The organism is Pelagibacterium montanilacus (assembly GCF_003992665.1).
Classification (GTDB): domain Bacteria; phylum Pseudomonadota; class Alphaproteobacteria; order Rhizobiales; family Devosiaceae; genus Pelagibacterium; species Pelagibacterium montanilacus.
In genome coordinates this window covers 146,822-167,623 of the sequence record NZ_RZMX01000051.1, presented here as the reverse complement: position 1 = coordinate 167,623, position 20,802 = coordinate 146,822, and the positions used below count along the sequence as shown (strand labels likewise).

At 66.3% G+C, this 20,802-nt stretch carries 25 protein-coding genes and 1 tRNA gene; 16 read left to right on the top strand and 10 right to left on the bottom strand.

Features of this window, described 5'->3' with window-relative positions; all coding sequences use genetic code 11:
* Positions 1-6 precede the first annotated feature (6 nt).
* The 7 genes from EO136_RS14350 to EO136_RS14320 all read right to left on the bottom strand — a co-directional run bounded on the left by EO136_RS14350 (position 7) and on the right by EO136_RS14320 (position 4,023).
* On the bottom strand, positions 7-825 hold the full coding sequence (locus EO136_RS14350) for a lysophospholipid acyltransferase family protein (RefSeq protein WP_127145080.1): 819 nt from the start codon (positions 823-825) through the stop codon (positions 7-9).
* Positions 822-1,271, bottom strand: coding sequence for a Fur family transcriptional regulator (locus EO136_RS14345; protein WP_127145079.1), 450 nt, complete (start codon positions 1,269-1,271; stop codon positions 822-824). Before EO136_RS14345 ends, EO136_RS14350 begins: the two co-directional genes overlap by 4 nt.
* Before the next feature lie 45 nt (positions 1,272-1,316).
* The gene (gene rimI, locus EO136_RS14340) at positions 1,317-1,796 is read right to left on the bottom strand and encodes a ribosomal protein S18-alanine N-acetyltransferase (protein ID WP_127145078.1); all 480 of its coding nucleotides are present in this window, start codon (positions 1,794-1,796) and stop codon (positions 1,317-1,319) included.
* Complete coding sequence (gene tsaB, locus EO136_RS14335) at positions 1,793-2,389, bottom strand: tRNA (adenosine(37)-N6)-threonylcarbamoyltransferase complex dimerization subunit type 1 TsaB (protein WP_127145077.1); 597 nt, start codon at positions 2,387-2,389, stop codon at positions 1,793-1,795. Before tsaB ends, rimI begins: the two co-directional genes overlap by 4 nt.
* 187 nt (positions 2,390-2,576) lie before the next feature.
* A complete protein-coding gene (locus tag EO136_RS14330) occupies positions 2,577-3,143 on the bottom strand; it encodes a NifU family protein (RefSeq protein ID WP_127145076.1) in 567 nt (188 codons plus the stop codon).
* A gap of 154 nt (positions 3,144-3,297) precedes the next feature.
* Positions 3,298-3,588 (bottom strand): DUF1150 family protein, encoded by a 291-nt coding sequence (locus EO136_RS14325; RefSeq protein ID WP_127145075.1) that lies wholly within the window; start codon positions 3,586-3,588, stop codon positions 3,298-3,300.
* A 12-nt stretch (positions 3,589-3,600) separates the two neighbouring features.
* Positions 3,601-4,023: an Hsp20 family protein gene (locus tag EO136_RS14320; protein ID WP_127145074.1), complete on the bottom strand. Its 423-nt coding sequence runs from the start codon at positions 4,021-4,023 to the stop codon at positions 3,601-3,603.
* 128 nt (positions 4,024-4,151) lie between these two features.
* Between EO136_RS14320 and EO136_RS14315 the strand changes: the two genes are divergently transcribed.
* The 3 genes from EO136_RS14315 to EO136_RS14305 all read left to right on the top strand — a co-directional run bounded on the left by EO136_RS14315 (position 4,152) and on the right by EO136_RS14305 (position 7,244).
* On the top strand, positions 4,152-5,003 hold the full coding sequence (locus tag EO136_RS14315) for a glycosyltransferase family 2 protein (protein WP_127145073.1): 852 nt from the start codon (positions 4,152-4,154) through the stop codon (positions 5,001-5,003).
* Positions 5,004-5,106: 103 nt separating this feature from the next.
* On the top strand, positions 5,107-5,544 hold the full coding sequence (locus tag EO136_RS14310) for a TadE/TadG family type IV pilus assembly protein (protein ID WP_127145072.1): 438 nt from the start codon (positions 5,107-5,109) through the stop codon (positions 5,542-5,544).
* Positions 5,544-7,244: a pilus assembly protein TadG-related protein gene (locus EO136_RS14305; protein ID WP_127145071.1), complete on the top strand. Its 1,701-nt coding sequence runs from the start codon at positions 5,544-5,546 to the stop codon at positions 7,242-7,244. Before EO136_RS14310 ends, EO136_RS14305 begins: the two co-directional genes overlap by 1 nt.
* 76 nt (positions 7,245-7,320) lie before the next feature.
* On the opposite strand, the gene EO136_RS14300 is transcribed toward EO136_RS14305, so the two are convergent.
* Both EO136_RS14300 and EO136_RS14295 read right to left on the bottom strand, forming a co-directional pair.
* Positions 7,321-7,396, bottom strand: a tRNA-Ala gene (locus EO136_RS14300).
* Positions 7,397-7,510: 114 nt separating this feature from the next.
* The gene (locus tag EO136_RS14295) at positions 7,511-7,948 is read right to left on the bottom strand and encodes a TIGR02300 family protein (protein WP_127145070.1); all 438 of its coding nucleotides are present in this window, start codon (positions 7,946-7,948) and stop codon (positions 7,511-7,513) included.
* 243 nt (positions 7,949-8,191) lie between these two features.
* Here EO136_RS14295 and aroA point away from each other — a divergent pair, with 243 nt between their 5' ends.
* The 13 genes from aroA (at position 8,192) to EO136_RS14230 (ending at position 20,278) form a co-directional block, all read left to right on the top strand.
* Positions 8,192-9,544: a 3-phosphoshikimate 1-carboxyvinyltransferase gene (gene aroA, locus EO136_RS14290; RefSeq protein ID WP_425466623.1), complete on the top strand. Its 1,353-nt coding sequence runs from the start codon at positions 8,192-8,194 to the stop codon at positions 9,542-9,544.
* Positions 9,541-10,167 (top strand): (d)CMP kinase, encoded by a 627-nt coding sequence (locus EO136_RS14285; RefSeq protein WP_127145069.1) that lies wholly within the window; start codon positions 9,541-9,543, stop codon positions 10,165-10,167. Before aroA ends, EO136_RS14285 begins: the two co-directional genes overlap by 4 nt.
* A gap of 271 nt (positions 10,168-10,438) precedes the next feature.
* The gene (gene rpsA / locus EO136_RS14280) at positions 10,439-12,139 is read left to right on the top strand and encodes a 30S ribosomal protein S1 (RefSeq protein ID WP_127145068.1); all 1,701 of its coding nucleotides are present in this window, start codon (positions 10,439-10,441) and stop codon (positions 12,137-12,139) included.
* 103 nt (positions 12,140-12,242) lie between these two features.
* The gene (locus EO136_RS14275) at positions 12,243-12,743 is read left to right on the top strand and encodes a GNAT family N-acetyltransferase (protein WP_127145067.1); all 501 of its coding nucleotides are present in this window, start codon (positions 12,243-12,245) and stop codon (positions 12,741-12,743) included.
* Between the two features lie 115 nt (positions 12,744-12,858).
* Positions 12,859-13,791, top strand: a complete 933-nt coding sequence (gene sppA, locus EO136_RS14270; protein ID WP_127145066.1) for a signal peptide peptidase SppA — start codon at positions 12,859-12,861, stop codon at positions 13,789-13,791.
* A 76-nt stretch (positions 13,792-13,867) separates the two neighbouring features.
* Positions 13,868-14,146, top strand: coding sequence for an integration host factor subunit beta (locus EO136_RS14265; RefSeq protein ID WP_127145192.1), 279 nt, complete (start codon positions 13,868-13,870; stop codon positions 14,144-14,146).
* A gap of 31 nt (positions 14,147-14,177) precedes the next feature.
* A complete protein-coding gene (locus EO136_RS14260; RefSeq protein ID WP_164730617.1) occupies positions 14,178-14,528 on the top strand; it encodes a lipopolysaccharide assembly protein LapA domain-containing protein in 351 nt (116 codons plus the stop codon).
* A 21-nt stretch (positions 14,529-14,549) separates the two neighbouring features.
* Positions 14,550-15,209, top strand: a complete 660-nt coding sequence (locus EO136_RS14255) for a phosphoribosylanthranilate isomerase (RefSeq protein ID WP_127145064.1) — start codon at positions 14,550-14,552, stop codon at positions 15,207-15,209.
* Positions 15,206-16,426 (top strand): tryptophan synthase subunit beta, encoded by a 1,221-nt coding sequence (gene trpB / locus EO136_RS14250; RefSeq protein ID WP_127145063.1) that lies wholly within the window; start codon positions 15,206-15,208, stop codon positions 16,424-16,426. The genes EO136_RS14255 and trpB overlap by 4 nt, the downstream gene beginning before the upstream one ends.
* 270 nt (positions 16,427-16,696) lie before the next feature.
* The gene (locus EO136_RS14245) at positions 16,697-16,876 is read left to right on the top strand and encodes a hypothetical protein (protein ID WP_127145062.1); all 180 of its coding nucleotides are present in this window, start codon (positions 16,697-16,699) and stop codon (positions 16,874-16,876) included.
* 156 nt (positions 16,877-17,032) lie between these two features.
* Positions 17,033-17,860, top strand: a complete 828-nt coding sequence (trpA, locus tag EO136_RS14240; protein WP_127145061.1) for a tryptophan synthase subunit alpha — start codon at positions 17,033-17,035, stop codon at positions 17,858-17,860.
* 100 nt (positions 17,861-17,960) lie between these two features.
* Complete coding sequence (accD, locus tag EO136_RS14235) at positions 17,961-18,941, top strand: acetyl-CoA carboxylase, carboxyltransferase subunit beta (protein WP_127145060.1); 981 nt, start codon at positions 17,961-17,963, stop codon at positions 18,939-18,941.
* A gap of 38 nt (positions 18,942-18,979) precedes the next feature.
* Positions 18,980-20,278, top strand: coding sequence for a bifunctional folylpolyglutamate synthase/dihydrofolate synthase (locus EO136_RS14230; protein ID WP_206513338.1), 1,299 nt, complete (start codon positions 18,980-18,982; stop codon positions 20,276-20,278).
* A 145-nt stretch (positions 20,279-20,423) separates the two neighbouring features.
* On the opposite strand, the gene trxA is transcribed toward EO136_RS14230, so the two are convergent.
* A complete protein-coding gene (gene trxA, locus EO136_RS14225; RefSeq protein ID WP_127145059.1) occupies positions 20,424-20,747 on the bottom strand; it encodes a thioredoxin in 324 nt (107 codons plus the stop codon).
* Positions 20,748-20,802 lie beyond the last annotated feature (55 nt).

Genomic DNA, 20,802 nt, shown 5'->3' with positions numbered 1-20,802 from the left:
GGCCATTTACACCCAAGCACCCCCGCTTGGCAAAGGGTCCGTGCCCATCCGGGTGTCCCGATTGAGCGCGACCAGCATCGCCCGCACGTCGCCCTCGGCGCGACGGGCCAGCGCCTTTCTGTCCACGCACGCCGGAAAGGGCGCCCCCAGCCCGATCGCGACCTCCCTTGGGCCGGCGCGCAGATTGGATACGAGGCTTTCTCCCACCCCCATGGCCCCGATCCAGGCGACCCGCATGCGTTCGGCGCGCGAGATCGGCAGGCCCCAGACCGACCGATAGGCGATCGTGACCGGCTGTATGGAGGCCTCGCACTGGCCCGCCGCGCCCTTCCAGCCTGTGGCCGCCCCCACAAGCGCGCTGCGAAATGGCAGCACGTGCGTTCCCGCGTCCGACGTGCCTTCGGCAAACAGCAGAACCTGGTCTCCGTCCGCGATTCGCGCCCCGATATCGCGTGCGGCCCGGCCGGTGTCGGTGCGCTTGGCCCGCTCGATATAGAGCGTGGAGCCCAGCCCGGCGAAAAAGCCCACCAGCGGCGCGCGCCCCACTTCGGATTTGGCCACGAAGCTGACCGGCAGATGCGCCCCGATGGCGATGATGTCGAGCCAGGAGATGTGGTTGGCCAGATAGAGCGTCCCGCCCTCGGCCGGGGGCTGGCCGCAAAGCGAGACCTTCAGGCCCAGCGCGATCGCCAGCAGCCGGAAAAACAGGCGCGGCAGCACCCGGCGGCGGCGGCTTTTGGCGGCGACAAGCACCATTTGCGGGACGAGTCCCAAAAGCGTGAACGGCACGATGACCAGCCCGATGAAAACGAGCCGTCCGATCACGCCTTGTCCGGCCCCGGGACGGGATCGAGGGGCACCGCGTAAAGCTCGAGCCGGTGGTCGACCAGCTTGTAGCCGAGCTTTTTGGCGATCACTTCCTGGATCGCTTCGATCTCTTCGTTGCGGAACTCGATCACCCGGCCCGAGCGCACGTCGATCAGGTGATCGTGATGCTCGTCGGGAATCTGCTCGAAGCGCGCCCGCCCGTCCTTGAAATCGTGCTTGGTGACGAGCCCGGCTTCTTCAAACAGGTTCACGGTCCGATAGACCGTGGAAAGCGAGATCCGGGGGTCGACAGCCGAGGCCCTGGCGTAGAGCTCCTCGACGTCGGGATGGTCCGTCGCCGCCTCGAGCACCCGGGCGATTACCCGGCGCTGCTCGGTCATGCGCATGTTGCGCGCCACGCATTGCTCTTCGAGGGTGGCCTCGCCACCGGACTGGATGCTCATGAGGAAGCGCTTCCCCCGCCTTGAAAGGAAACCGATCCGGTCCGGTTAGCCGATGCGCGAGCGCATGACAAGGGCGGTCGCCGCGCTCCCGTCGGGCCGGGGATAATATCCCTCCCGTTTGCCAACGCCGGCAAACCCCATCGACCGGTAAAGCGCAAGGGCCGGCCCATTGGCCTGGTCGACCTCCAGAAACAGGCTGCGCACCGGGCTGCGCATCAGATCGTCTATACACGCTCTCAGCAGCGCGTGCCCGATCCCGCGCCCGCGCATGCGGCGCGCGACCACAACCGTCAGGATCTCTGCCTCATCGCCCACGATCCGCAGCAGAACGAAGCCCGAAATGACGCGCTTGCCGTTCATGGCCGCATAGACCGGCGTCTCGCGCGGGGTCTCGAGATAGGACTGAAATTCGCTGGTCGACCAGCCGCGATAGAACCCTTCGGCGTGCAGCGCCGCGAGTGCCTCGGCGTCCCCCGGCACACCATAGCTCACATGAAGCCCCGCCGGGGCGAGCCAGGCCTTCATTGCCGGGCCACCTTGCCCCGCGTCTGGGGCTTGGCATCGGCGGGGCGGATATAAAGGGGCACCGGCGGGAAATCCTTGGGCGCGCAGGCGCCGGCAAAGACGGCCACCGCGCCGATGTCGCAAAGCGGCGAATCGGGCCCGTCCGCTCCCGCTTGGGCAAGCGCCGCATCGAGCCCGGTCAGCGCGGGCTCCGAGAGGGGACACGCCGTGTCGGAAAAATGCTGGATATAGGCCTCCCCGCGCCGTGCATCGAGAACGATTGCGTGCGGACCCTGCCGGCTCAGCGAAAGCGCAAGAAGGGTTGGCACGCCGATCACCGTGAGCCGCCGGGGAAGCGCAAGACCGCGCGCCGCGGCAAGTCCCACCCTCAACCCGGTGAACGAGCCGGGCCCCGAGAGCGCCGCCACCCGCCCAATGTCGCCTACGACGCATCCGGCCTCATCGAGAAGAACGGCCAGCGCGTCGAACAGCCGCTCGGCATGGCCCCGGGCAAGGTCCTCGACGTGGATGGCAAGCACCTGCCCGCCGCTTGCGAGCGCAAGCGCCAGACGGGGACCGGACGTGTCTATGGCAAGTGTGGGGGCGGCACTCATGGCCTAATCGCATAAGACCAAACGCCGGGGCGGGCAACACGCGATCGCGCGCCCCGGCCTGTCGGAATCCGCTGGGGCAGCTCGCTAGAGCGTTTCCAGAAAAAGTGGAAACACTTTTCCGCTTCGGAAGCGCGACAAATCAGAGACTTAGAGCTCCTGTTCTGTTTCGATCAGAACAGGATATGCTCTAGATCTGCTGGACCTGCTCGACCCCGGGAACGAAGTGCCGCAGGAGGTTCTCGATGCCGCTCTTGAGCGTGGCGGTCGAGGAGGGACAGCCCGAGCAGGCGCCCTGCATGTGCAGGAACACCGTGCCTTCGCGATAGCCGCGGAAGATGATGTCCCCGCCATCCATGGCCACCGCCGGGCGCACGCGCGTGGCGAGCAGCTCCTTGATGACCTCGACGGTCTCGGTGTCGTCCGATTCAAAGAACTCTTCAGAGCCGGCGTCATCGACCGGTGCCGCGCCCTCGGCAAGGATCGGCTTGCCGCTCATGAAATGCTCCATGACCGCGCCCAGGATCGCAGGCTTGATATGAGCCCATTCCACCGCTTCGGCCTTGGTCACCGATACGAAATCGGACCCGAGAAACACGCCCGTCACGCCATCGAGCGAGAAGACCGCCGAAGCGAGGGGGGAAACCCGGGCACTGTCGGCGTCGCGGAAGTCGCGGGGCTCTCCCGCCAGAACTTCGCGCCCGGGCAGGAATTTCAGCGTTGCCGGATTGGGCGTGACTTCGGTCTGGATGAACATGGCGATCGTTTCCTGTCATTGGCGTGCGGCGCGCGCACGGAACAGCTCTTTAGAACCATTCCAAATTCACCTCCAAGATAATCCATCGCGCGCCGAATGCAAGAGGACGATTGGGCGGGGCATCGCTCCCGCCCGTCTCCTGACGCCTGGCCGGTCAGTGCAGCGTGGCGAGCCGCACTTCATGGCCGTCGATCCAGTCGATGATCGCCTGGCGGCTGTCGGCGATCAGCACCGGAGCGCCATCGGCGGAAACCAGGAACTCCAGTTCCTGCTCGTCGGGGGCCATGGCGGCTTGGGGCACGAGGTCGACGAGGTCGCGAGCCTTCATCCGGCGCCAGAAGACGATGTCTCCGGCCCCGAGCGCTGCGAACTGGTCTGCGGTCAGAAGCTTGAGCGCGGGCGCGCCGGCTTCCAGTTCCAGCGTCCCTGTGAGGGGCTTGTTCATGGCATACCTCCTTTACTCGACTGACCGGATTTCGATGCGGCGGGCCACCGGGTCGGCGACCGGCCGGTATACGGATACAACGAGAAGACCGTCCTTGAGTTCGGCGCTGTCCACGCGCATTCCCTCGGCGACGAGGAAGGTGCGCTGGAACTGGCGCGCGGCAATCCCGCGGTGCAGATACTGGCGCGTCTGGTCTTCGGCCTGCTGACCGCGAACCAGGATCTGATTATCCTCCGCAATCACTTCCAACTCGTTACGGGCAAATCCGGCGACCGCGATCGAGATCAGATAGGTCTCGCCGCCATCCTGGGCACTGACCCGCTCTATATTGTACGGAGGATAGCCGTCGCTGGATTTGGCGAGGCGGTCGAAGCGCTCCTCGAAGGCATCGAAGCCCAAAAGGAAAGGCGCGGAGAAAAGCGATACGCGTGTCATCGGTTTCGGTCTGTCCTTGCATCAAGCGACATGCCGCCCAGGCCCGATCATCGGCACCCGTCCGGCGTTGACAAGGATATGGGAGCGGGCGCACTTGCGTTCAAGCACTGCCCCAAGGAGCCCCCGCGATGACTCTGGCCAGTCCCGTATCCGTGGTCATGCCCGCCTACAGGGCCCGGCCCACCATCGCGCGCGCCGTCAAAAGCCTGCTCGACCAGACCCACACCGCGTTCGAGCTGGTCGTGGTTTCCGATGACGGGGTCGATTACGCAGCGGTGCTCGAGGACGCCGGCATCGCCGATCCCCGCATCCGCCACGTTTCCACCGGTGCGGTGGGCAGCGGGTCGCCGCCTGCGCGCAATCTCGGGCTCGAGCACGCGCGCCACGATCTCTGCGCCATCCTCGATGCCGACGACCGCTTCGCGCCGCAAAAGCTCGCCTTGATGGTGCCCGCGGCCCTCGAGCATGGCCTTGCCTCCTGCGCGCTCACCATAACCGATGCGACGGGCAGGCCTCTGCGCACGGTCGGTGCAGGGCCGGACAGGCTGCTCGGGCCGGGGGAGTACAAATTCACCAATCTCTCGATGGATTCCATGCTGGTCTATGACCGCCGGCGCGCCGATCCGCGGTTCGATCCGGCTCTGCCTTGCATGACCGATCTCGATTTCCTGCTGCGGCTGTTTGCCGGCATCGCGCGCTGCCTGCATCTGGGCTCCCCGCTCCATGATTACGTCAAGCTCCCCGTCTCGGTCTCCAACGGCCCCGGGGTGGCCGCGCGCATGATCGGCGCCAAGACCCTGATTCGCGAGCGGCTCGCCGCCGGCGCCTATCGGCTGGCCGATCCCGACGGGATCGCGGGAATGGACCGGTTTCTCGCCATTTCCCTCGCCGCCGAGCGCAGTTTCGATGCCGCGGCCGTGCCCCAGCCGGCCCTTTTCGAAGATCATCTCGAACCCATGCTCTCGGCCGGTGCTGCGTAGTCTTCCGATCCGCAGCGATCCGGGTCTGCCGCTTCACACGCCATAAGCCGTCTCTCGTCCATCCTCGCGGCCCATGATGGTCCCTTTTCGGGGGAGATGCGCGATGGACTGGTTTGGCTCCCGGGTTCTGCATTTCGCGCGCGATCGCGCCGCGAGTTCTGCGGTGGAATTCGCCCTTCTCATGCCGGTCTATCTGATGCTGGTGCTCGGAGCGCTGGCTTATGGCATCTATTTCGGCGCCACCCATTCGGTCCAGCAGCTCGCCGCCGATGCCGCCCGCGCCGCGGTGGCGGGCCTTGGTGCCGAGGAGCGCGCCATGCTGGCCGACGGCTTTGTGGCCACCAACGCCCGGTCCTATCTCTGGCTCGATCCCGACCGGCTCGAAGTTGTCCCCGAGCCCAGCCCCTTCGATCCCGGGCAGTATCACGTGACCGTCCGCTACGATGCGAGCGCGCTGCCGATCTGGAATATCTATCCGCCCCTCCCGCTGCCCTCATCGACGATCGCCCACCGCTCCACGATCCGCAATGGCGGGCTCTGATGGGCAGACTGGCCGATTTTCTTGGTGCCCAGTCGGGAAACATCGCCGTGATGTTCGCGCTCATGGCGCCGATCGGGCTCTTTGCTGCGGCGTTCGCGGTGGATGAAGGGGCGCTCTACCTTCAGAAGCGCCAGCTTCAGGCGGCGGTCGATCTTGCCGCCATCGATGCGGCGGGCGATCCCGCCCGCGCTGCCGAGCGCGCCCATCAGAGCCTCGTTGCCTCGGGCCACCTCGCCCCGGGCGCATCGATTTCGGCGCTCACCGGTCCCGATGGGCCCTTGCGGGTGGAGACCGGCCGCTACGCCGCCGATCCCGGCCGGCCGGCGGGGGAGCGCTTCGTGCCCGGCGCGGCCCCCGCCAATGCGGTGCGCGTCGGGCTGCGCTCCACCGGGCGCCTGCATTTTGCACGCGGGTTCATGCCGCGCCCGCCCGGGCTCTGGGCCACGGGGCTGGCCAGCGCCGATCCCCAAGCCGGGCTCACCTTGGGCTCGGGCCTCGTCAGGCTCGAGGGGGGCATCGCCAATGCGCTTTTGGGCCAGCTTCTGGGCGCCTCCCTGTCGCTGGACGCAGTCCATTATAGCGCGCTCGCCGATCTCGACATCGCGTTCGCCGGCATTCTCGATGCGCTTGCGGGCGAGGCGGGGCTCTCCGCGGGCACCTATGACGAGGTGCTCGGCTCCCAGGTCCGGCTGCGCGATCTCGTCCTCTCGATCCGGACCGCTGCTGCCGGCGCCGACCCCGTGGCGCTCGAGGTTCTCTCGACACTGTCCGGGGACCTCGATGACCGGATCATGCTCGAGATGGTCGATCTGGTGGCGCTGGGCGGGGCGGGGCGGGCTGCTCTGGGCACCCCCATCGCCGCCGGCGCCGCCAGTGTCTCGGCGCTCGAGGTGATCTCGGCAGCCGCAATCCTCGCTGATGGCGAGCGCCAGGCCAGCCTCGCGCTCGGCGCCGCCCTGCCGGGGCTCGCCGGGATCGATCTCGATCTCGTGGTGGGCGAGCGGCCGCAAGGGGCCTGGTTCGCCTTCGGGCGCGCCGGCACCATCGTGCGCACCGCCCAGGTGCGTATGCGGCTGGACGTGACCGTCCTCGGCCATGGTGGGGCAGGAATCGGCGCGATGACCATCCGTCTGCCCATCCACGCGGAAATCGCACCGGCACGGGCCGAACTCGAATCGGTCTTCTGCCTGCCCGGTCAGCCCCAGACCGCCCGGGCGGGGGTCTCCGTCACCCCCGGCGTGCTGAGGCTCGCGATCGGGGAGGCGCCCCGGTCGGCCTTTCTCGACACGCGCGCGCCGCTCGATCTCGAACCGGCGCGGATCATCGACCTCATCGGGCTCGCCCGTGTCGACGCCCGGGCCGACCTGCCGGTCGAGGAGGTCGAACCCCACCCCGTGACGCTCACCCATGCCGACGCGCAGGCCGGCACCGTTCACCGGGTCTCCACCGGAACGCCTCTCGAAGGGCTCACGCGCGGGCTCTTTGAAAGACTCGACCTCGATGTGCGGATCCTGGGGCTCGACCTGCTCGGCATCCTGGGCACACGGCTGGCCAATTCCGTTGGCACGCTCCTCGTGCCGGTGGCCCCCGCCATCGATGCTGTGCTCGTCACGGTGCTCGATGTTCTGGGGATTTCTGTGGGGACCGCGGACCTGCGCGCGCTCGGCTTTGAATGCCGCTCGGCCGTGCTGGTCCAGTAACCTTCGGCTTGCTGACCCCCAAACGCACAAAGGCCGCGCTCGATGGCGCGGCCTCTGGCGTCCCCTTGGGGATGGATGGTGGAGCCAATCGGAATCGAACCGACGACCTCTTGAATGCCATTCAAGCGCTCTCCCAACTGAGCTATGGCCCCGAAACTTGGTCACCGCCGGGCTTGGGACCCCGGCTGAACGGGCGCGAACCTATGTGAGAGCGGTGCCCGACGCAAGAGCAAAAATCACGCTTGCATCCGGTTTCTCACACCGGTTCAACGCTCCTCTTCGTCGTCCACCTCGACGTCGAAATCGATGTCTTCATCGTCCTCGTCGTCTTCAAGGAACGTGTCGTCGTCATCGCCCAGATCCTCGTCCACTTCGACGTCCTCGACGTCGGGGATTTTCTCTCCGGATTCCTCGTCGTCGTCATCCTCGTCGTCATTGGTGCTTTTTTCAGCATCATTGAGCGAGATGACTTCGGCGCCCGCCTCGGCGGCTGCGGGATCGAGCTCGGTCTCTTCGACCTCGGCGCGCTTTTCCTTGACCGGTGCCGGTGCCTTTGCAGGCGCCTTTTCCGGTGGTGCCTCGAAAAAGCTCATCGGATAGGACTTGCCGGTATAGGGCGAAACCACCGGATCCTTGTTGAGATCGTAGAATTTCTTGCCCGTAACAGGGCAGGTCCGCTTGGTACCGCGTTCATCACTGGCCAAGGCAATTCCCCATATGTCATCGTGTGGAGATGATAGTCGCGCGGGGGCGTCGTGCCCGCCACCACACTTTCAGTGGGGCGCACCGCATTTGCCGTTCGGTTACGACGAAAAAAAACGCCGTGTCAAACGCAAAATGGTCGCCGGCGCGCTGGCTTCGGGCGCATCGGCCCGGAGATTGGCACCCCCGACGCTTCGTGCTAATCGGTCTCCGCCCGATCCATGCAGGCAGCAGCGGAGCCATTCATGACCAGCCACTCCCACACGATGCGCCCACGCGCCGCACATTCGGGCAGTGCCCTTAAAGGCGCGATGACCGTTCCCGGCGACAAGTCCATCTCCCACCGGGCCATGATGTTCGGCGCCATGGCCATGGGCCGCACCACGGTTTCAGGTCTTCTGGAAGGTGAGGATGTGCTGGCCACCGGCCGGGCCATGCAGGCGCTGGGCGCCAGCGTGGAAAAGACCGGCGAGACCTGGACGATCGACGGGCTGGGCGTGGGCGGGTTCCTCGAGCCGACTGACGATCTCGATTTCGGCAATGCGGGGACCGGCGTCCGGCTCACCATGGGCCTTGTGGGCGCCTATCGCTTCGTTACCCGCTTTGTGGGGGATGCATCGCTCTCGGCGCGCCCCATGGGCCGCGTGCTCGATCCCCTGCGCGCCATCGGCGTGGAAGTTGTCGAGCATCACGACAACCGCCTGCCGGTCGCCCTGCGCGGCCCCAGAACGCCGCTGCCGGTCGATTACCGCGTCCCCATGGCCTCGGCCCAGGTCAAGTCCTGCGTGCTGCTCGCCGGTCTCGTCATCCCCGGCGAAACCAGGGTCGTCGAACCCATCATGACCCGGGACCACACCGAAAAGATGCTCGCCGGCTTTGGCGCCGACATTTCGGTCGGGACCGACGAGGCGGGTGTGCGCACCATTCGCGTCAAGGGCCTGCCCGATCTCAGGGGTCAGGATATCGTCGTGCCCGGCGATCCCTCTTCGGCGGGCTTCCCGCTTGTGGCCGGGCTCATCGTGCCGGGCTCGGACATCACCATCACCAATGTGCTCATGAACCCCACCCGCACCGGGCTCATCGAAACCTTGATCGAGATGGGCGGCGACATCACCCTCGAGAACCGCCGCACTTCGGGCGGCGAGGACATCGCGGACCTGCGCGTGCGCCATTCCCGGCTCAGGGGCGTTATCGTGCCGCCCGAGCGCGCGCCCTCGATGATCGATGAATACCCGGTCCTCGCGGTCGCCGCGGCCTATGCCCAGGGGCGCACCGAGATGGCGGGCATCGAGGAATTGCGCGTCAAGGAATCCGATCGTCTGGCCGCCGTTGCCCGCGGGCTCGAGGCCAATGGCGTCGTCTGCGAGGAGGGCACTGACTTCCTCATCGTCGAGGGCACCGGCGGGGTGCGCGGCGGGGGCACCGTCAAGACCCATCTCGACCACCGGATCGCCATGAGCTTTCTGGTCATGGGCCTCGCCGCCGACCGGCCGGTAACGGTCGACGACGATACCATGATCGCCACGAGCTTTCCCTCCTTTGCCGCCGATTTCACCCGGCTGGGGGCAAGCTTTTCGGCCCCGGGAGATGCGCAATGATCATCGCGGTGGATGGCCCGGCCGCGTCGGGCAAGGGGACCATCGCGGCGGCGCTGGCCCGGCATTTCAGCCTGCCCCATCTCGACACCGGATTGCTCTACCGTGCCGTCGGGCGCGAGGTGCGCGCGTATGTGGATCTGCCCGATTTCGAGGAACGGGCGGTCGCCGCGGCCCGGGCCCTTGATGCCGATGCGGTCGAGCCCGAATTTTTGCTCGGCGCCGATATGGGTACTCTGGCCTCCAGGGTGGCGGTGTTTCCCGGCGTGCGCGCGGCGCTCTTTGAGGCCCAGCGCAGCTTTGCCACCCGGCCGCAGGGGGCGGTTCTGGACGGGCGCGATATCGGCACGGTCATCGCGCCGGACGCCGACGCCAAGCTCTTTATCGTCGCCGAGTCCGGCGTGCGCGCCGAGCGGCGGGCCCTCCAGATCGAATCCCGCGGTATTGTGGTGGATCGGGACGCCATGCGCGCCGATATCGTCTCGCGCGACGAACGCGACGCCACGGCCCCCCATGGCGGATTCCGCCGCGCCGAGGATGCCCACTTGCTCGATACGACCAGTTTGGATATAGAAGCGGCCATCAAGGCGGCCATCGCAATCGTCGAGGCGGCCATCGCCCGCTAGTCGAACCCATCTTCAAAGCGAAGACCGGTTCAAATCCAAACTCAGCGGGGTTGGGCCGTGTTCCCGATCTGCCGGATCCTCGCCGACGCGCCTTCGCGCGTCTGCACCATCCTCCGCCCGAAATCATAGATCGAGACCAAACGCTGCCCCGATGCCGCGTCGACGTCGCCCGACCCCCTGTGGTCCGGTCGCGTCGGGACGGAGCCGGGGCGCACCATCAGTTCAACACAAACCAGCAAAAGACTTCCGGGGCGTCCGGAAGGGAGAATGAATGGCTAACCAGACCACAAGCATGGATGATTTCGAACAGCTCCTCATGGAGAGCTTCCAGGACATCGATCCTGTAGAGGGTGCGGTCGTCAAGGGTCGCGTCGTCGCGATCGAGAAGGACCTCGCGATCATCGACGTCGGTCTCAAGACCGAGGGCCGCGTGCCCATGAAGGAATTCGGGACCGCCGGCCGCGACGGCACCATCACTGTGGGCTCGGAAGTCGAAGTCTATGTCGACCGTGTCGAGAACGCGATGGGTGAAGCCGTCCTCAGCCGCGAGAAGGCACGCCGCGAAGAAAGCTGGGTGCGCCTCGAGGCGTTCTACGAAAAGAACGAAAAGGTCGAAGGCCAGATCTTCAACCAGGTCAAGGGCGGGTTCACCGTCGATCTCGACGGCGCCGTGGCCTTCCTGCCGCGCTCCCAGGTCGATATCCGCCCCATCCGCGACATCGCTCCGCTGATGAACGTGCCCCAGCCCTTCCAGATCCTCAAGATGGACAAGCGCCGCGGCAACATCGTCGTCTCGCGCCGCGCCATTCTCGAAGAGAGCCGCGCCGAGCAGCGTTCGGAAATCGTCCAGCAGCTCGAAGAGGGCCAGGTGGTCGAAGGCGTGGTCAAGAACATCACCGATTACGGTGCGTTCGTTGATCTGGGCGGCATCGACGGCCTGCTGCACGTCACCGACATCGCATGGCGCCGGGTCAACCACCCGACCGAAGTGCTTTCGATCGGCGAGACCATCAAGGTGCAGATCATCCGCGTCAACCACGAGAGCCACCGCATCTCGCTGGGCATGAAGCAGCTCCAGGCCGATCCCTGGGAAGGCATCACCGCCAAGTACCCGGTCAATGGCCGCTTCACCGGACGCGTGACCAACATCACCGACTACGGTGCGTTCGTCGAGCTCGAGCCGGGCATCGAAGGGCTGATCCACGTCTCGGAGATGAGCTGGACCAAGAAGAACATCCACCCGGGCAAGATCGTCTCGACCTCCCAGGAAGTCGAAGTCATGGTGCTCGAGGTCGATCCCGACAAGCGTCGCATCTCGCTGGGCCTCAAGCAGACCCTCGCCAATCCCTGGGAGAGCTTTTCCGAGCGCTTCCCCGTTGGCACCGAGATCGAGGGCGAGGTCAAGAACAAGACCGAGTTCGGCCTGTTCATCGGTCTGGATGGCGACGTCGACGGCATGGTCCACCTTTCGGACCTCGACTGGAACCGTCCGGGCGAGGAAGCCCTCGACGATTACAATCGCGGCGACATGGTCAAGGCCAAGGTCCTCGACGTGGACATCGACAAGGAGCGGATTTCGCTGGGCATCAAGCAGCTCGGTTCCGATCCGATCGAGGAAGCAGCCGGCGACGGCCTGCGCAAGGGCGGCGTCGTGACCTGCACCGTCACCGCAGTCACCGATGGCGGCCTCGAAGTTCAGCTTGCGGAAACCGATCTGACGGCCTTCATCCGCCGCTCCGATCTGTCCCGTGACCGGTCCGAGCAGCGCCCCGAGCGCTTCGCGGTCGGCGAAAAGCTGGACGCCCGCGTCACCCAGTTCGACCGCAAGACCCGCCGCATCGGGCTTTCGATCAAGGCTCTGGAGATCGCAGAGGAAAAGGAAGCGGTTGCCCAGTACGGCTCGACCGACTCCGGCGCTTCGCTCGGCGACATTCTCGGCGCGGCCCTCAAGGGCCAGAAGGACGACAAGTAATCCTTCTCGTTTCGAGACAAGGATCGAGGGGTTCGCGCCAGCCGGCGCGGACCCCTTTTCTTTCTCACCCATCGTTTCAACCGCCCGCCCCCGAGGTGCTCTGATGCCAGCCCCCAACTGGCGCCCCGTCGCAGGGCGCGCCGACATCGATGCCATGGTCGAGATCGCCGCGCGCGTTCACCCGGGCTATCCCGAAGACCGCGCCGTCCTGAACGAGCGCGTCGCGCTCGCGCCCGCCACCTGCCGGATGCTGAGCGCGGGCGACACCGCCCTGGGCTATCTTATTGCCCACCCCGGGCGGCTCGGCGTCATCGCGCCGCTCAATTCGCTTATGGGCGCACTGCCCGAGGCCCCCGACACCCTCTATCTGCATGATATCGCGCTGCTGCCCGAGGCCCGCGGGGCTGGCGCCGCCACCGATGCGGTGGCCTGGCTGACGGGGATTGCCTTGCCCTGTGGCGCGATGAGCCTTGTGGCCGTCAACAATTCAGAGCCCTTCTGGACCAGCCACGGCTTTGTGCGCCGGAACGATCCCGCGCTCGACCCCAAGCTCGCCAGCTATGGGCTCGGCACCGCCTATATGGTGCGGCTGCTTTCAGCCTGAGCCTCGCGTCTTGCATCGGGTCGGCAGAGGCGGTAGAGCCTTCAAAGCGAGCGCGGAAACGCTTTAGAGCAAAGAACGCTCTGGCTCTCGCCGATCAGCGATATGCAGGCCCGCCATGACCCATCCGGGTGAGGATCCCGTCAACGCCATCTCGACGACGCGCACGCTGCGCCGCTCCCGCGGCCGCTGGCGGATCATCGCCTTTGTCATTCTCGCTCTCGCCATTGTCCTCGCCTTCGCCCGCTTCTCGCCCGTGTTCACGTCCACGGGCGGGGACCGCATCGCCCGGGTGGAAATATCGGGCACCATCACCACCGACCGCCAGCGCAGCCGCACATTGGCGCGCCTGGCCGAGGACGCGTCTGTCAGAGGCGTCCTTCTCGCCATCAACAGCCCGGGCGGCACGACCGCGGGGGGCGAGGAGCTTTACGAGGACATCAGAAGGCTGTCGCTTGAAAAGCCCGTGGTCGCGGTCATCGCGGAAACCGGGGCTTCCGCCGCCTACATGACCGCGATTGCCGCCGACCACATCGTCTCGCGGCGTCTCTCGATCGTTGGGTCGATCGGGGTGCTCTACCGGCACGTGGATGCCGGGCGCCTGCTCGACACCATCGGCATCGACCTCGATAAGATCGCTTCGGGCGAGCTCAAGGCCGAGCCCGAATTCGACGGCCCCATCGCTCCGGAAGTGCGCGCCTCGCTCGCCGCGCTGGTCGAAGACAGCTATGCCTGGTTTGTCGATATCGTGGCCGAGCGCCGCGCTCTCGAACGCGCCGAAATCCTGGGCGTTGCCGACGGGCGGGTGATGACCGGGTCCATGGGGGTCGAGGCCGGGCTGATCGACGCGGTGGGCGGGGAAGCCGAGGCCCGCGCCTGGCTCGAGGAGACCCACGAGATCGATCCTGAACTCGAGATCGTCACCGCTTATCCGCCCGCGTCGCGCACCGGCTGGCTGCGCGAGGCGCTCACCGGGGCCGCCGCTGCGGTCGGGCTTGCCGATGAGAAGGGCTTGGCGCTTGACGGGCTGGTCTCGCTTTGGCACCCTTAACGCCAAGTCGCAGAACAAGAAATCTCCAATGGTGAAGGCCGTCGGCCTTTTTCGCGCCGGGGGGCGCAGGCTCTCGATGATTAAGTCCGAACTGATCGAAAAGCTGGCCGGGGAAAATCCCCATCTGTTCCACCGCGATGTCGAGAATATCGTCAACGCCATCCTCGATGAAATAGGCGACGCCATGGCGCGCGGCGACCGGGTCGAGCTGCGCGGGTTCGGCGCGTTTTCGGTCAAGAACCGCCCCGCCCGCGTCGGGCGCAATCCGCGCACCGGCGAACAGGTCGATGTGGGCGAGAAATACGTGCCCCAGTTCAAGGCTGGCAAGGAAATCCGCGAGCGTCTCAACCGCTGAGCGCCGTCGCCGGGAAGGTGAACCCAACACAATGCGCAGACGCCTGACCGCCTGGCTCGTCCTCATTCCGCTGTGTCTGCTCATGGTCGTGTTCGCACTGGCCAACCGCCACGCGGTGGGCGTCAATTTCAATCCCCTCGTGCCCGTCGACGCCAGCGCTCCGGGCTCGGGTATCCCGCTGTTCCTCGTGATCTACGCCGCGCTCTTTTTAGGCATTGCCCTCGGGGGCGCCTCGGTCTGGTTTGCCCAGGCCTCCCACCGCAAGGCCGAGCGCCGCCACCGCAAGGAAGCCGAAGCCCTGCGCGGCGAGCTCGAGCGCACCCGCGGCCACACGGCGCGCGACCCCGATCCCGCCATGGCCGCCGTGCGGGATCTTGGCTAGCCCCATGACTGCTGTCTCGACATGACCCTCATCAAGATCTGCGGAATATCGACGGCGGAGACGCTCGACCATTGCGTTCGCGAAGGCGCCGATATGGTCGGGTTCGTGCATTTCGAAAAAAGCCCGCGCCATATCGATCTCGAGACCATGTCCGCGCTCGCCGCGCTGGGCCGGGACCGGATCGAGACCGTGGCGCTGCTGGTGGACCCCGACGACAGGCTGGTGGCCCGGGTCGCGGGCACCGGCGTGGGCTGGCTCCAGCTCCACGGTCGGGAAACCCCCGACCGCGTGGCCGAAATCAAGGCCTTTGCGGGCCTGCCGGTCATCAAGGCCGTGGGGATCGGGGAGGCCGAAGACCTCGCCGCCGTCACGTCCTATCACCTGGTCGCCGACCGGCTGATCCTCGATGCGCGTCCTCCCGCCGAGGCCGACCGCCCCGGCGGGCTGGGGGCCCGGTTCGACTGGTCGCTGCTCGACGCGCTTGACCCCGCCATGCCCTTCATGCTTTCCGGTGGGCTCGATTGCGACAATGTGGCCGAGGCCGTCTCTATGGTCCGTCCCTTCGGGCTGGACGTATCCTCGGGGGTGGAGAGCGCGCCGGGGCAGAAAGTTCCCGGTCTGATCTCGCGCTTTATTGCCAATGCCCGCGCCTTGGCGCCTTCAACGAGAGAACCGAGATGAGCCAGGTCAAGATCAATTCCCTGCGTCAGGGCCCCGATGAAAACGGCCGCTTCGGCCTTTATGGCGGGCGCTTCGTCGCCGAAACCCTCATGCCGCTCATCCTGGATCTGGAAAAATCATATAACGCCGCCCAGGACGATCCCGAATTTCACGCGGAAATGGACGATCTGCGCACCCATTTCGCCGGCCGGCCCTCCCCGCTCTATTTTGCCGAGCGCATGAGCGCCGAGCTCGGCGGCGCCCGCCTGTTTTTCAAGCGCGAGGACCTCAACCACACCGGGTCCCACAAGCTCAACAACTGTATCGGGCAGATCCTTCTGGCGCGCCGCATGGGCAAGACCCGGATCATCGCCGAAACCGGCGCCGGCCAGCACGGGGTCGCCACCGCAACCGTTTGCGCGCGCTTTGGTCTGCCCTGCACGGTCTTCATGGGCGCCACCGACGTCGAGCGCCAGATGCCCAACGTCTTGCGCATGCGCATGCTGGGCGCCGAGGTCCGGCCCGTTACCGCGGGGGCCGGCACCCTCAAGGACGCCATGAACGAGGCGCTGCGCGACTGGGTGACCAATGTGGACACCACTTATTACCTGATCGGCACCGCCGCGGGTCCCCACCCCTATCCGCGCATGGTGCGCGACTTCCAGAAGGTCATCGGCGAGGAAATCCGCGCCCAGATGATGGAGGCCGAAGGCCGGCTGCCCGACGCGGTGGTCGCGTGCATCGGCGGCGGCTCGAACGCAATCGGCACCTTCCATGATTTCCTCGACGAGCCGGGCGTGGCGCTCTATGGCACCGAAGCGGCCGGATACGGGCTGGACGTGGACAATGGCCATGCCGCCTCCATGGCCGGAGGCTCCCCGGGCGTGCTGCACGGCAATCGCACCTATCTGCTGCAGGACGCGGACGGCCAGATCCGCGAGGGCCATTCGATTTCCGCAGGCCTCGACTATCCCGGCGTCGGCCCAGAACACGCCTTCCTGCGCGACAGCGGGCGGGTCACCTATGTGCCCATCACCGACCAGCAGGCGCTCGACGCGTTCATGGCCTGCACGCGGTTCGAGGGCATCATCCCCGCGCTCGAAAGCGCGCATGGGCTGGCCTACGCCATGGAACTGGTGCCCACGCTCAGCCCCGAGGCCATCGTCGTGCTCTGCCTTTCGGGCCGGGGCGACAAGGACGTGGAATCGGTCGGCCGTCGCCTCGGCATGGGAAACTGAACCAGCCTCCTGGAGCGCTTCCAGGAAAAGTGGAAACACTTTTCCGGTTCGGAAACGCGACAAATCAAGAACTTGGAGCCCCGTTCTGATTCAATCAGAACGGGGCTCTGAAGCGCCGGGCAGCGGACCCTCCGGGAGGGGAGGAAACCGGATCGATCGATAAGCCCCGCATTTTCCGCATGGCTGCCTTGTCGCTCCGCGCCTTGTCCTCCGGGCGGTTTGGGCCCATTTGATGTGTCAAGACAACTGACCCAACATCTGGAGGCCAACATGGCTCGCAATCGTTTCCTCGGCGCTTTCTCTGATCTTCTCGGTGATATCGGTCGCGCCAACAACGCATCCAACATCTACACCGAGCTTGCAGGTCTGAGCGATGACAATCTGGCCCGCCGTGGCCTGACCCGCGACGGTATCGCCGGCTACGCCTACAAGAAGGCCTTCAGCAAGTAAGCTGAGGCGCAAGACCACTGCGACAGACGGGCGCCTGCTGGCTGGCAGGCGCTTTTTCTTTGGCCACAAGGCCTGTTGACAGCGGGTGCGTATTGCCATTTACACCGGCAGCACGTTCCCTTCCCAGCCAATCTCACGTCGAACAGGGCCCAGCCAATGACCCAATCGCGGATCGACAGCCGTTTTGCCAGCCTGCGTGCGCAGAACCGCCCCGCCTTCGTCACCTTCGTGATGGCCGGTGATCCCGATGAAGCGACGGCTGACGCCATCCTCGCGGGCCTCCCCGCGGCGGGTGCCGACGTGATCGAGCTGGGCATGCCGTTTTCCGATCCCATGGCCGACGGCGTCGCGATCCAGCAGGCCGGACGGCGCGCGCTCGCCGCCGGGATGACCCTGGAAAAGACCCTCGCCATGGTCGAGCGGTTCCGGCGGACCGACACCGAAACCCCGATGATCCTGATGGGATACTATAACCCCATCTACATCTACGGGGTCGATCGCTTCGTGGCCGACGCCAGGTCGGCCGGGGTCGACGGCATGATCGTGGTGGACCTGCCGGCCGAGGAAGACGACGAGCTGTGCCTGCCGGCCATCGCCGCGGGCCTGAGCTTTATTCGCCTCACCACCCCCACCACGGACGCCGCACGGCTTGCGCGCGTGCTCGAGAATACCTCGGGCTTTGTCTATTATGTCTCGATGACCGGGATCACCGGCGCCGAGATCAAGAACCGCGATGCGGTGGGCGATGCGGTCCGGGCCATCAAGGCCCACACCGATCTGCCCGTCGCCGTGGGCTTCGGGATCAAGACGCCCGAGGATGCGGCCCTGATCGGGCGCGACGCCGACGGGGTCGTGGTGGGCTCGGCGCTGGTCGCCGCCGTCGAGGCTTCGCTTTCCGACGGCAAGGCCACCGACGCCACGCCGGGCGCCGTCCACAGCCTTGCCGCAAAGCTGTCCCAAGGTGCAAAGTCGGCGCGAAGCTGATATGATCTGAACCATTGGTCCGGCGGGCCTCGGGCGCTCCTTGGCGGAGTGGTCACAGGCCCGTCCGGACACGAAAAGACGCCAAGGCTGGTAAGCAACCATGAACTGGATAGACAACGTCGTTCGCCCCAAAATCCGCTCTTTCCTCAATCGCCGCGAGGTCGAGGAAAATCTCTGGGTGAAATGCCCCCAGAGCGGGGAGATGGTGTTCTATCGCGATCTCGAGGCCAATCAGTGGGTGGTGCCCAATTCGGGCTACCACATGAAGATCAAGGCCAGGGACCGGCTCGCGAGCTTTCTCGACGACGGCGCCTTCCAGACCGTGGCGCTGCCCCAGGTTCCCCAGGACCCGCTGCGTTTCCGCGACACCAAGCGCTATTCGGACCGGCTCAAGGAGAGCCGCACCAAGACCGGCATGGAAGACGCGGTCCTGGTGGCCACCGGCGCGCTTTACGGGCAGGGCGTCACCGTCGGGGTGCAGGATTTCGATTTCATGGGCGGCTCGCTCGGCATGGCTGCAGGCTCGGCCATCATCACCGGGCTGGAAACCGCAGCCCGGCGCAAGGAGCCCTTCATTCTCTTTGTCGCTTCGGGCGGCGCGCGCATGCAGGAAGGCATCCTCTCGCTCATGCAGATGCCGCGCACCACGGTCGGTGTCCAGCGCCTGCGCGAGGCTGGCCTGCCCTATATCGTGGTCATGACCGATCCCACCACCGGCGGGGTCACGGCCTCCTATGCCATGCTGGGGGACGTGCACATCGCCGAGCCCAACGCGCTGATCTGTTTCGCCGGCCCCCGGGTCATCGAGCAGACCATCCGCGAGAAGCTGCCCAAGGGCTTCCAGCGGTCCGAATATCTGCGGGATCACGGCATGGTGGACCTGGTCGTGCACCGCCACGATCTGCGCCCCACCATCGGTTCGCTGATCGGGATCTTCACCCGCCAGCCGGTCAACCCCGCCATCCCCGCCGCCGAGCGGGACGCGGGCCGTGTCTCCATGCGCGACGTGGCGATCGCCGCGGAAGGGGACGGTGAGGACGACACGCTCGCCAATCCTCCCGTGGCGGCCCACGCAGAATAGGCCGCGCCGCGGCACAAAGGACAGATCCGGGGGAAAGCGTGTCGCGCACCGACGCCATACTGGCGCGCCTGATGGCGCTTCATCCCAAGCTGATCGACCTCGAGCTCTCGCGCACCGAGCGGCTGCTCGAGGCCATGGGCCGGCCCCAGGATCGCCTGCCCCCGGTCATCCACGTGGCCGGCACCAATGGCAAGGGCTCGACCATCGCCTATCTGCGGGCCATGCTCGAAGCTGCGGGCAAGCGTGTCCATGTCTACACCTCCCCGCATCTCGTCGCCTTTCGCGAGCGCATAAGGCTGGGCGGCACGCTGGTGTCGAACCGCCGGCTCAACCAGGTGCTCGAGGAGTGCGAGGCCGCCAACAAGGGCGCACCCATCACCTTTTTCGAGATCACGACGGTCGCCGCCCTCACCCTCTTTGCCCGCCATCCCGCCGATGTGCTGCTGCTTGAGACCGGCATGGGCGGGCGGTTCGACACCACCAATGTTGTCGAGCGGCCATTGGGCACCATCATCACGCCCATATCGCACGATCACACCCAGTTCCTGGGCGAAACCCTCGCCGAGATCGCCAGCGCCAAATCGGGTATCCTCAAGCGCGGCGCCCCGGCGGTCTTTGCCCGCCAGCCCGACGAGGCCATGGCGGTGCTCGAGCGCGACGCCCGGGCTTTGGGGATCGCCCCCTTTGTCGCGGGCCAGGATTTCGACGGCCACGCCCAGCGCGGGCGTTTGGTCTATCAGGACGACACCCAGCTTCTGGACCTGCCCCTACCGGCGCTCGTGGGCGAGCACCAGATCGAGAACGCCACCCTTGCGGTGGCGGCGGTGCGCCATTTCGGTCTGGATCTGCCCGAAAGCGCCATTGCCGCGGGCCTGCGCGAGGTGGTCTGGCCGGCGCGCCTCATGTCTCTGCGCCATGGTGCGCTCATCGACAGCATCGACCCGGGCGCTGAACTCTGGCTCGACGGGGGGCACAACGCCGCCGGGGCCACGGCCCTTGCCGCAGCGCTCGCCGATATGGCCCGCGCGCGCCCTGCGCCGCTTGTGCTGGTTTCGGGGATGATGGCCAGCAAGGACGCCGCCGCCTTCTTTGCCGCGTTCCGCGATCTCGCCCCGCCGGTCTTCACCGTCCCCATTCCCGGGGAATCCGGAGCGCTCGATGCCAAGACACTCGCGGGCCATGTGGCGGCCAATGGGCTCAGTGCGCATACGGCCCGCTCGGTTCGCGCAGCCCTGCGCTCCGCTTCCCAGGCGCACCCGGGCGCCCGCCTCGTCATCTGCGGCTCGCTCTATCTCGCCGGCGCCGTCCTCGCGCAAAACAGAACGCCCCCGACCTGAGCGGGCGGGGGCGCGGGAATTCTCAGTCAGTGTGTGGGTTAGAGCGTTTTCAGGACAAGTGGAAACACTTTTCCGGTTCGAAAACGCGACACATCAAAGACTTGGAGCTCCTGTTCTGATTCAATCAGAACAGGATATGCTCTAGTCAGGCAGCGTGGCCCTCAAGCCATTTGACCAGCCCGGCCTTGGGCGTGCCGGCGCCGACCTTGATGTCGGCCGCTTCCCCGCCCTTGAACAGGATCATGGTCGGGATCGAGCGCACCCCGTACTGGGCGGCGATCGAGGGGTTCTCGTCGACGTTGAGCTTGACGATCTTCACCTTGCCTTCCATCTCGGTCGAGATTTCCTCGAGAATGGGCGCGATCGCGCGGCACGGACCGCACCATTCGGCCCAGAAGTCCACGAGGACGGGTTCCTTGGCCCCCAGAACCTGGGAGGAAAAATTGGCGTCTGTCACTTGCTCGGTCATTGCGCGATGGGTCCTTACTGGGGTGCCCCGACGGGCACGTGAATGTCATTCTGGC

Coding starts and splice junctions, on each gene's coding strand:
- EO136_RS14345 (WP_127145079.1), bottom strand. CDS start 1,271: ATGAGCATCCAGTCCGGTGGCGAGGCCACCCTCGAAGAGCAATGCGTG.
- rimI (WP_127145078.1), bottom strand. CDS start 1,796: ATGAAGGCCTGGCTCGCCCCGGCGGGGCTTCATGTGAGCTATGGTGTG.
- tsaB (WP_127145077.1), bottom strand. CDS start 2,389: ATGAGTGCCGCCCCCACACTTGCCATAGACACGTCCGGTCCCCGTCTG.
- EO136_RS14330 (WP_127145076.1), bottom strand. CDS start 3,143: ATGTTCATCCAGACCGAAGTCACGCCCAATCCGGCAACGCTGAAATTC.
- EO136_RS14325 (WP_127145075.1), bottom strand. CDS start 3,588: ATGAACAAGCCCCTCACAGGGACGCTGGAACTGGAAGCCGGCGCGCCC.
- EO136_RS14320 (WP_127145074.1), bottom strand. CDS start 4,023: ATGACACGCGTATCGCTTTTCTCCGCGCCTTTCCTTTTGGGCTTCGAT.
- EO136_RS14315 (WP_127145073.1), top strand. CDS start 4,152: ATGACTCTGGCCAGTCCCGTATCCGTGGTCATGCCCGCCTACAGGGCC.
- EO136_RS14310 (WP_127145072.1), top strand. CDS start 5,107: ATGGACTGGTTTGGCTCCCGGGTTCTGCATTTCGCGCGCGATCGCGCC.
- EO136_RS14305 (WP_127145071.1), top strand. CDS start 5,544: ATGGGCAGACTGGCCGATTTTCTTGGTGCCCAGTCGGGAAACATCGCC.
- aroA (WP_425466623.1), top strand. CDS start 8,192: ATGACCAGCCACTCCCACACGATGCGCCCACGCGCCGCACATTCGGGC.
- EO136_RS14285 (WP_127145069.1), top strand. CDS start 9,541: ATGATCATCGCGGTGGATGGCCCGGCCGCGTCGGGCAAGGGGACCATC.
- rpsA (WP_127145068.1), top strand. CDS start 10,439: ATGGCTAACCAGACCACAAGCATGGATGATTTCGAACAGCTCCTCATG.
- EO136_RS14275 (WP_127145067.1), top strand. CDS start 12,243: ATGCCAGCCCCCAACTGGCGCCCCGTCGCAGGGCGCGCCGACATCGAT.
- sppA (WP_127145066.1), top strand. CDS start 12,859: ATGACCCATCCGGGTGAGGATCCCGTCAACGCCATCTCGACGACGCGC.
- EO136_RS14265 (WP_127145192.1), top strand. CDS start 13,868: ATGATTAAGTCCGAACTGATCGAAAAGCTGGCCGGGGAAAATCCCCAT.
- EO136_RS14260 (WP_164730617.1), top strand. CDS start 14,178: ATGCGCAGACGCCTGACCGCCTGGCTCGTCCTCATTCCGCTGTGTCTG.
- EO136_RS14255 (WP_127145064.1), top strand. CDS start 14,550: ATGACCCTCATCAAGATCTGCGGAATATCGACGGCGGAGACGCTCGAC.
- trpB (WP_127145063.1), top strand. CDS start 15,206: ATGAGCCAGGTCAAGATCAATTCCCTGCGTCAGGGCCCCGATGAAAAC.
- EO136_RS14245 (WP_127145062.1), top strand. CDS start 16,697: ATGGCTCGCAATCGTTTCCTCGGCGCTTTCTCTGATCTTCTCGGTGAT.
- trpA (WP_127145061.1), top strand. CDS start 17,033: ATGACCCAATCGCGGATCGACAGCCGTTTTGCCAGCCTGCGTGCGCAG.
- accD (WP_127145060.1), top strand. CDS start 17,961: ATGAACTGGATAGACAACGTCGTTCGCCCCAAAATCCGCTCTTTCCTC.
- trxA (WP_127145059.1), bottom strand. CDS start 20,747: ATGACCGAGCAAGTGACAGACGCCAATTTTTCCTCCCAGGTTCTGGGG.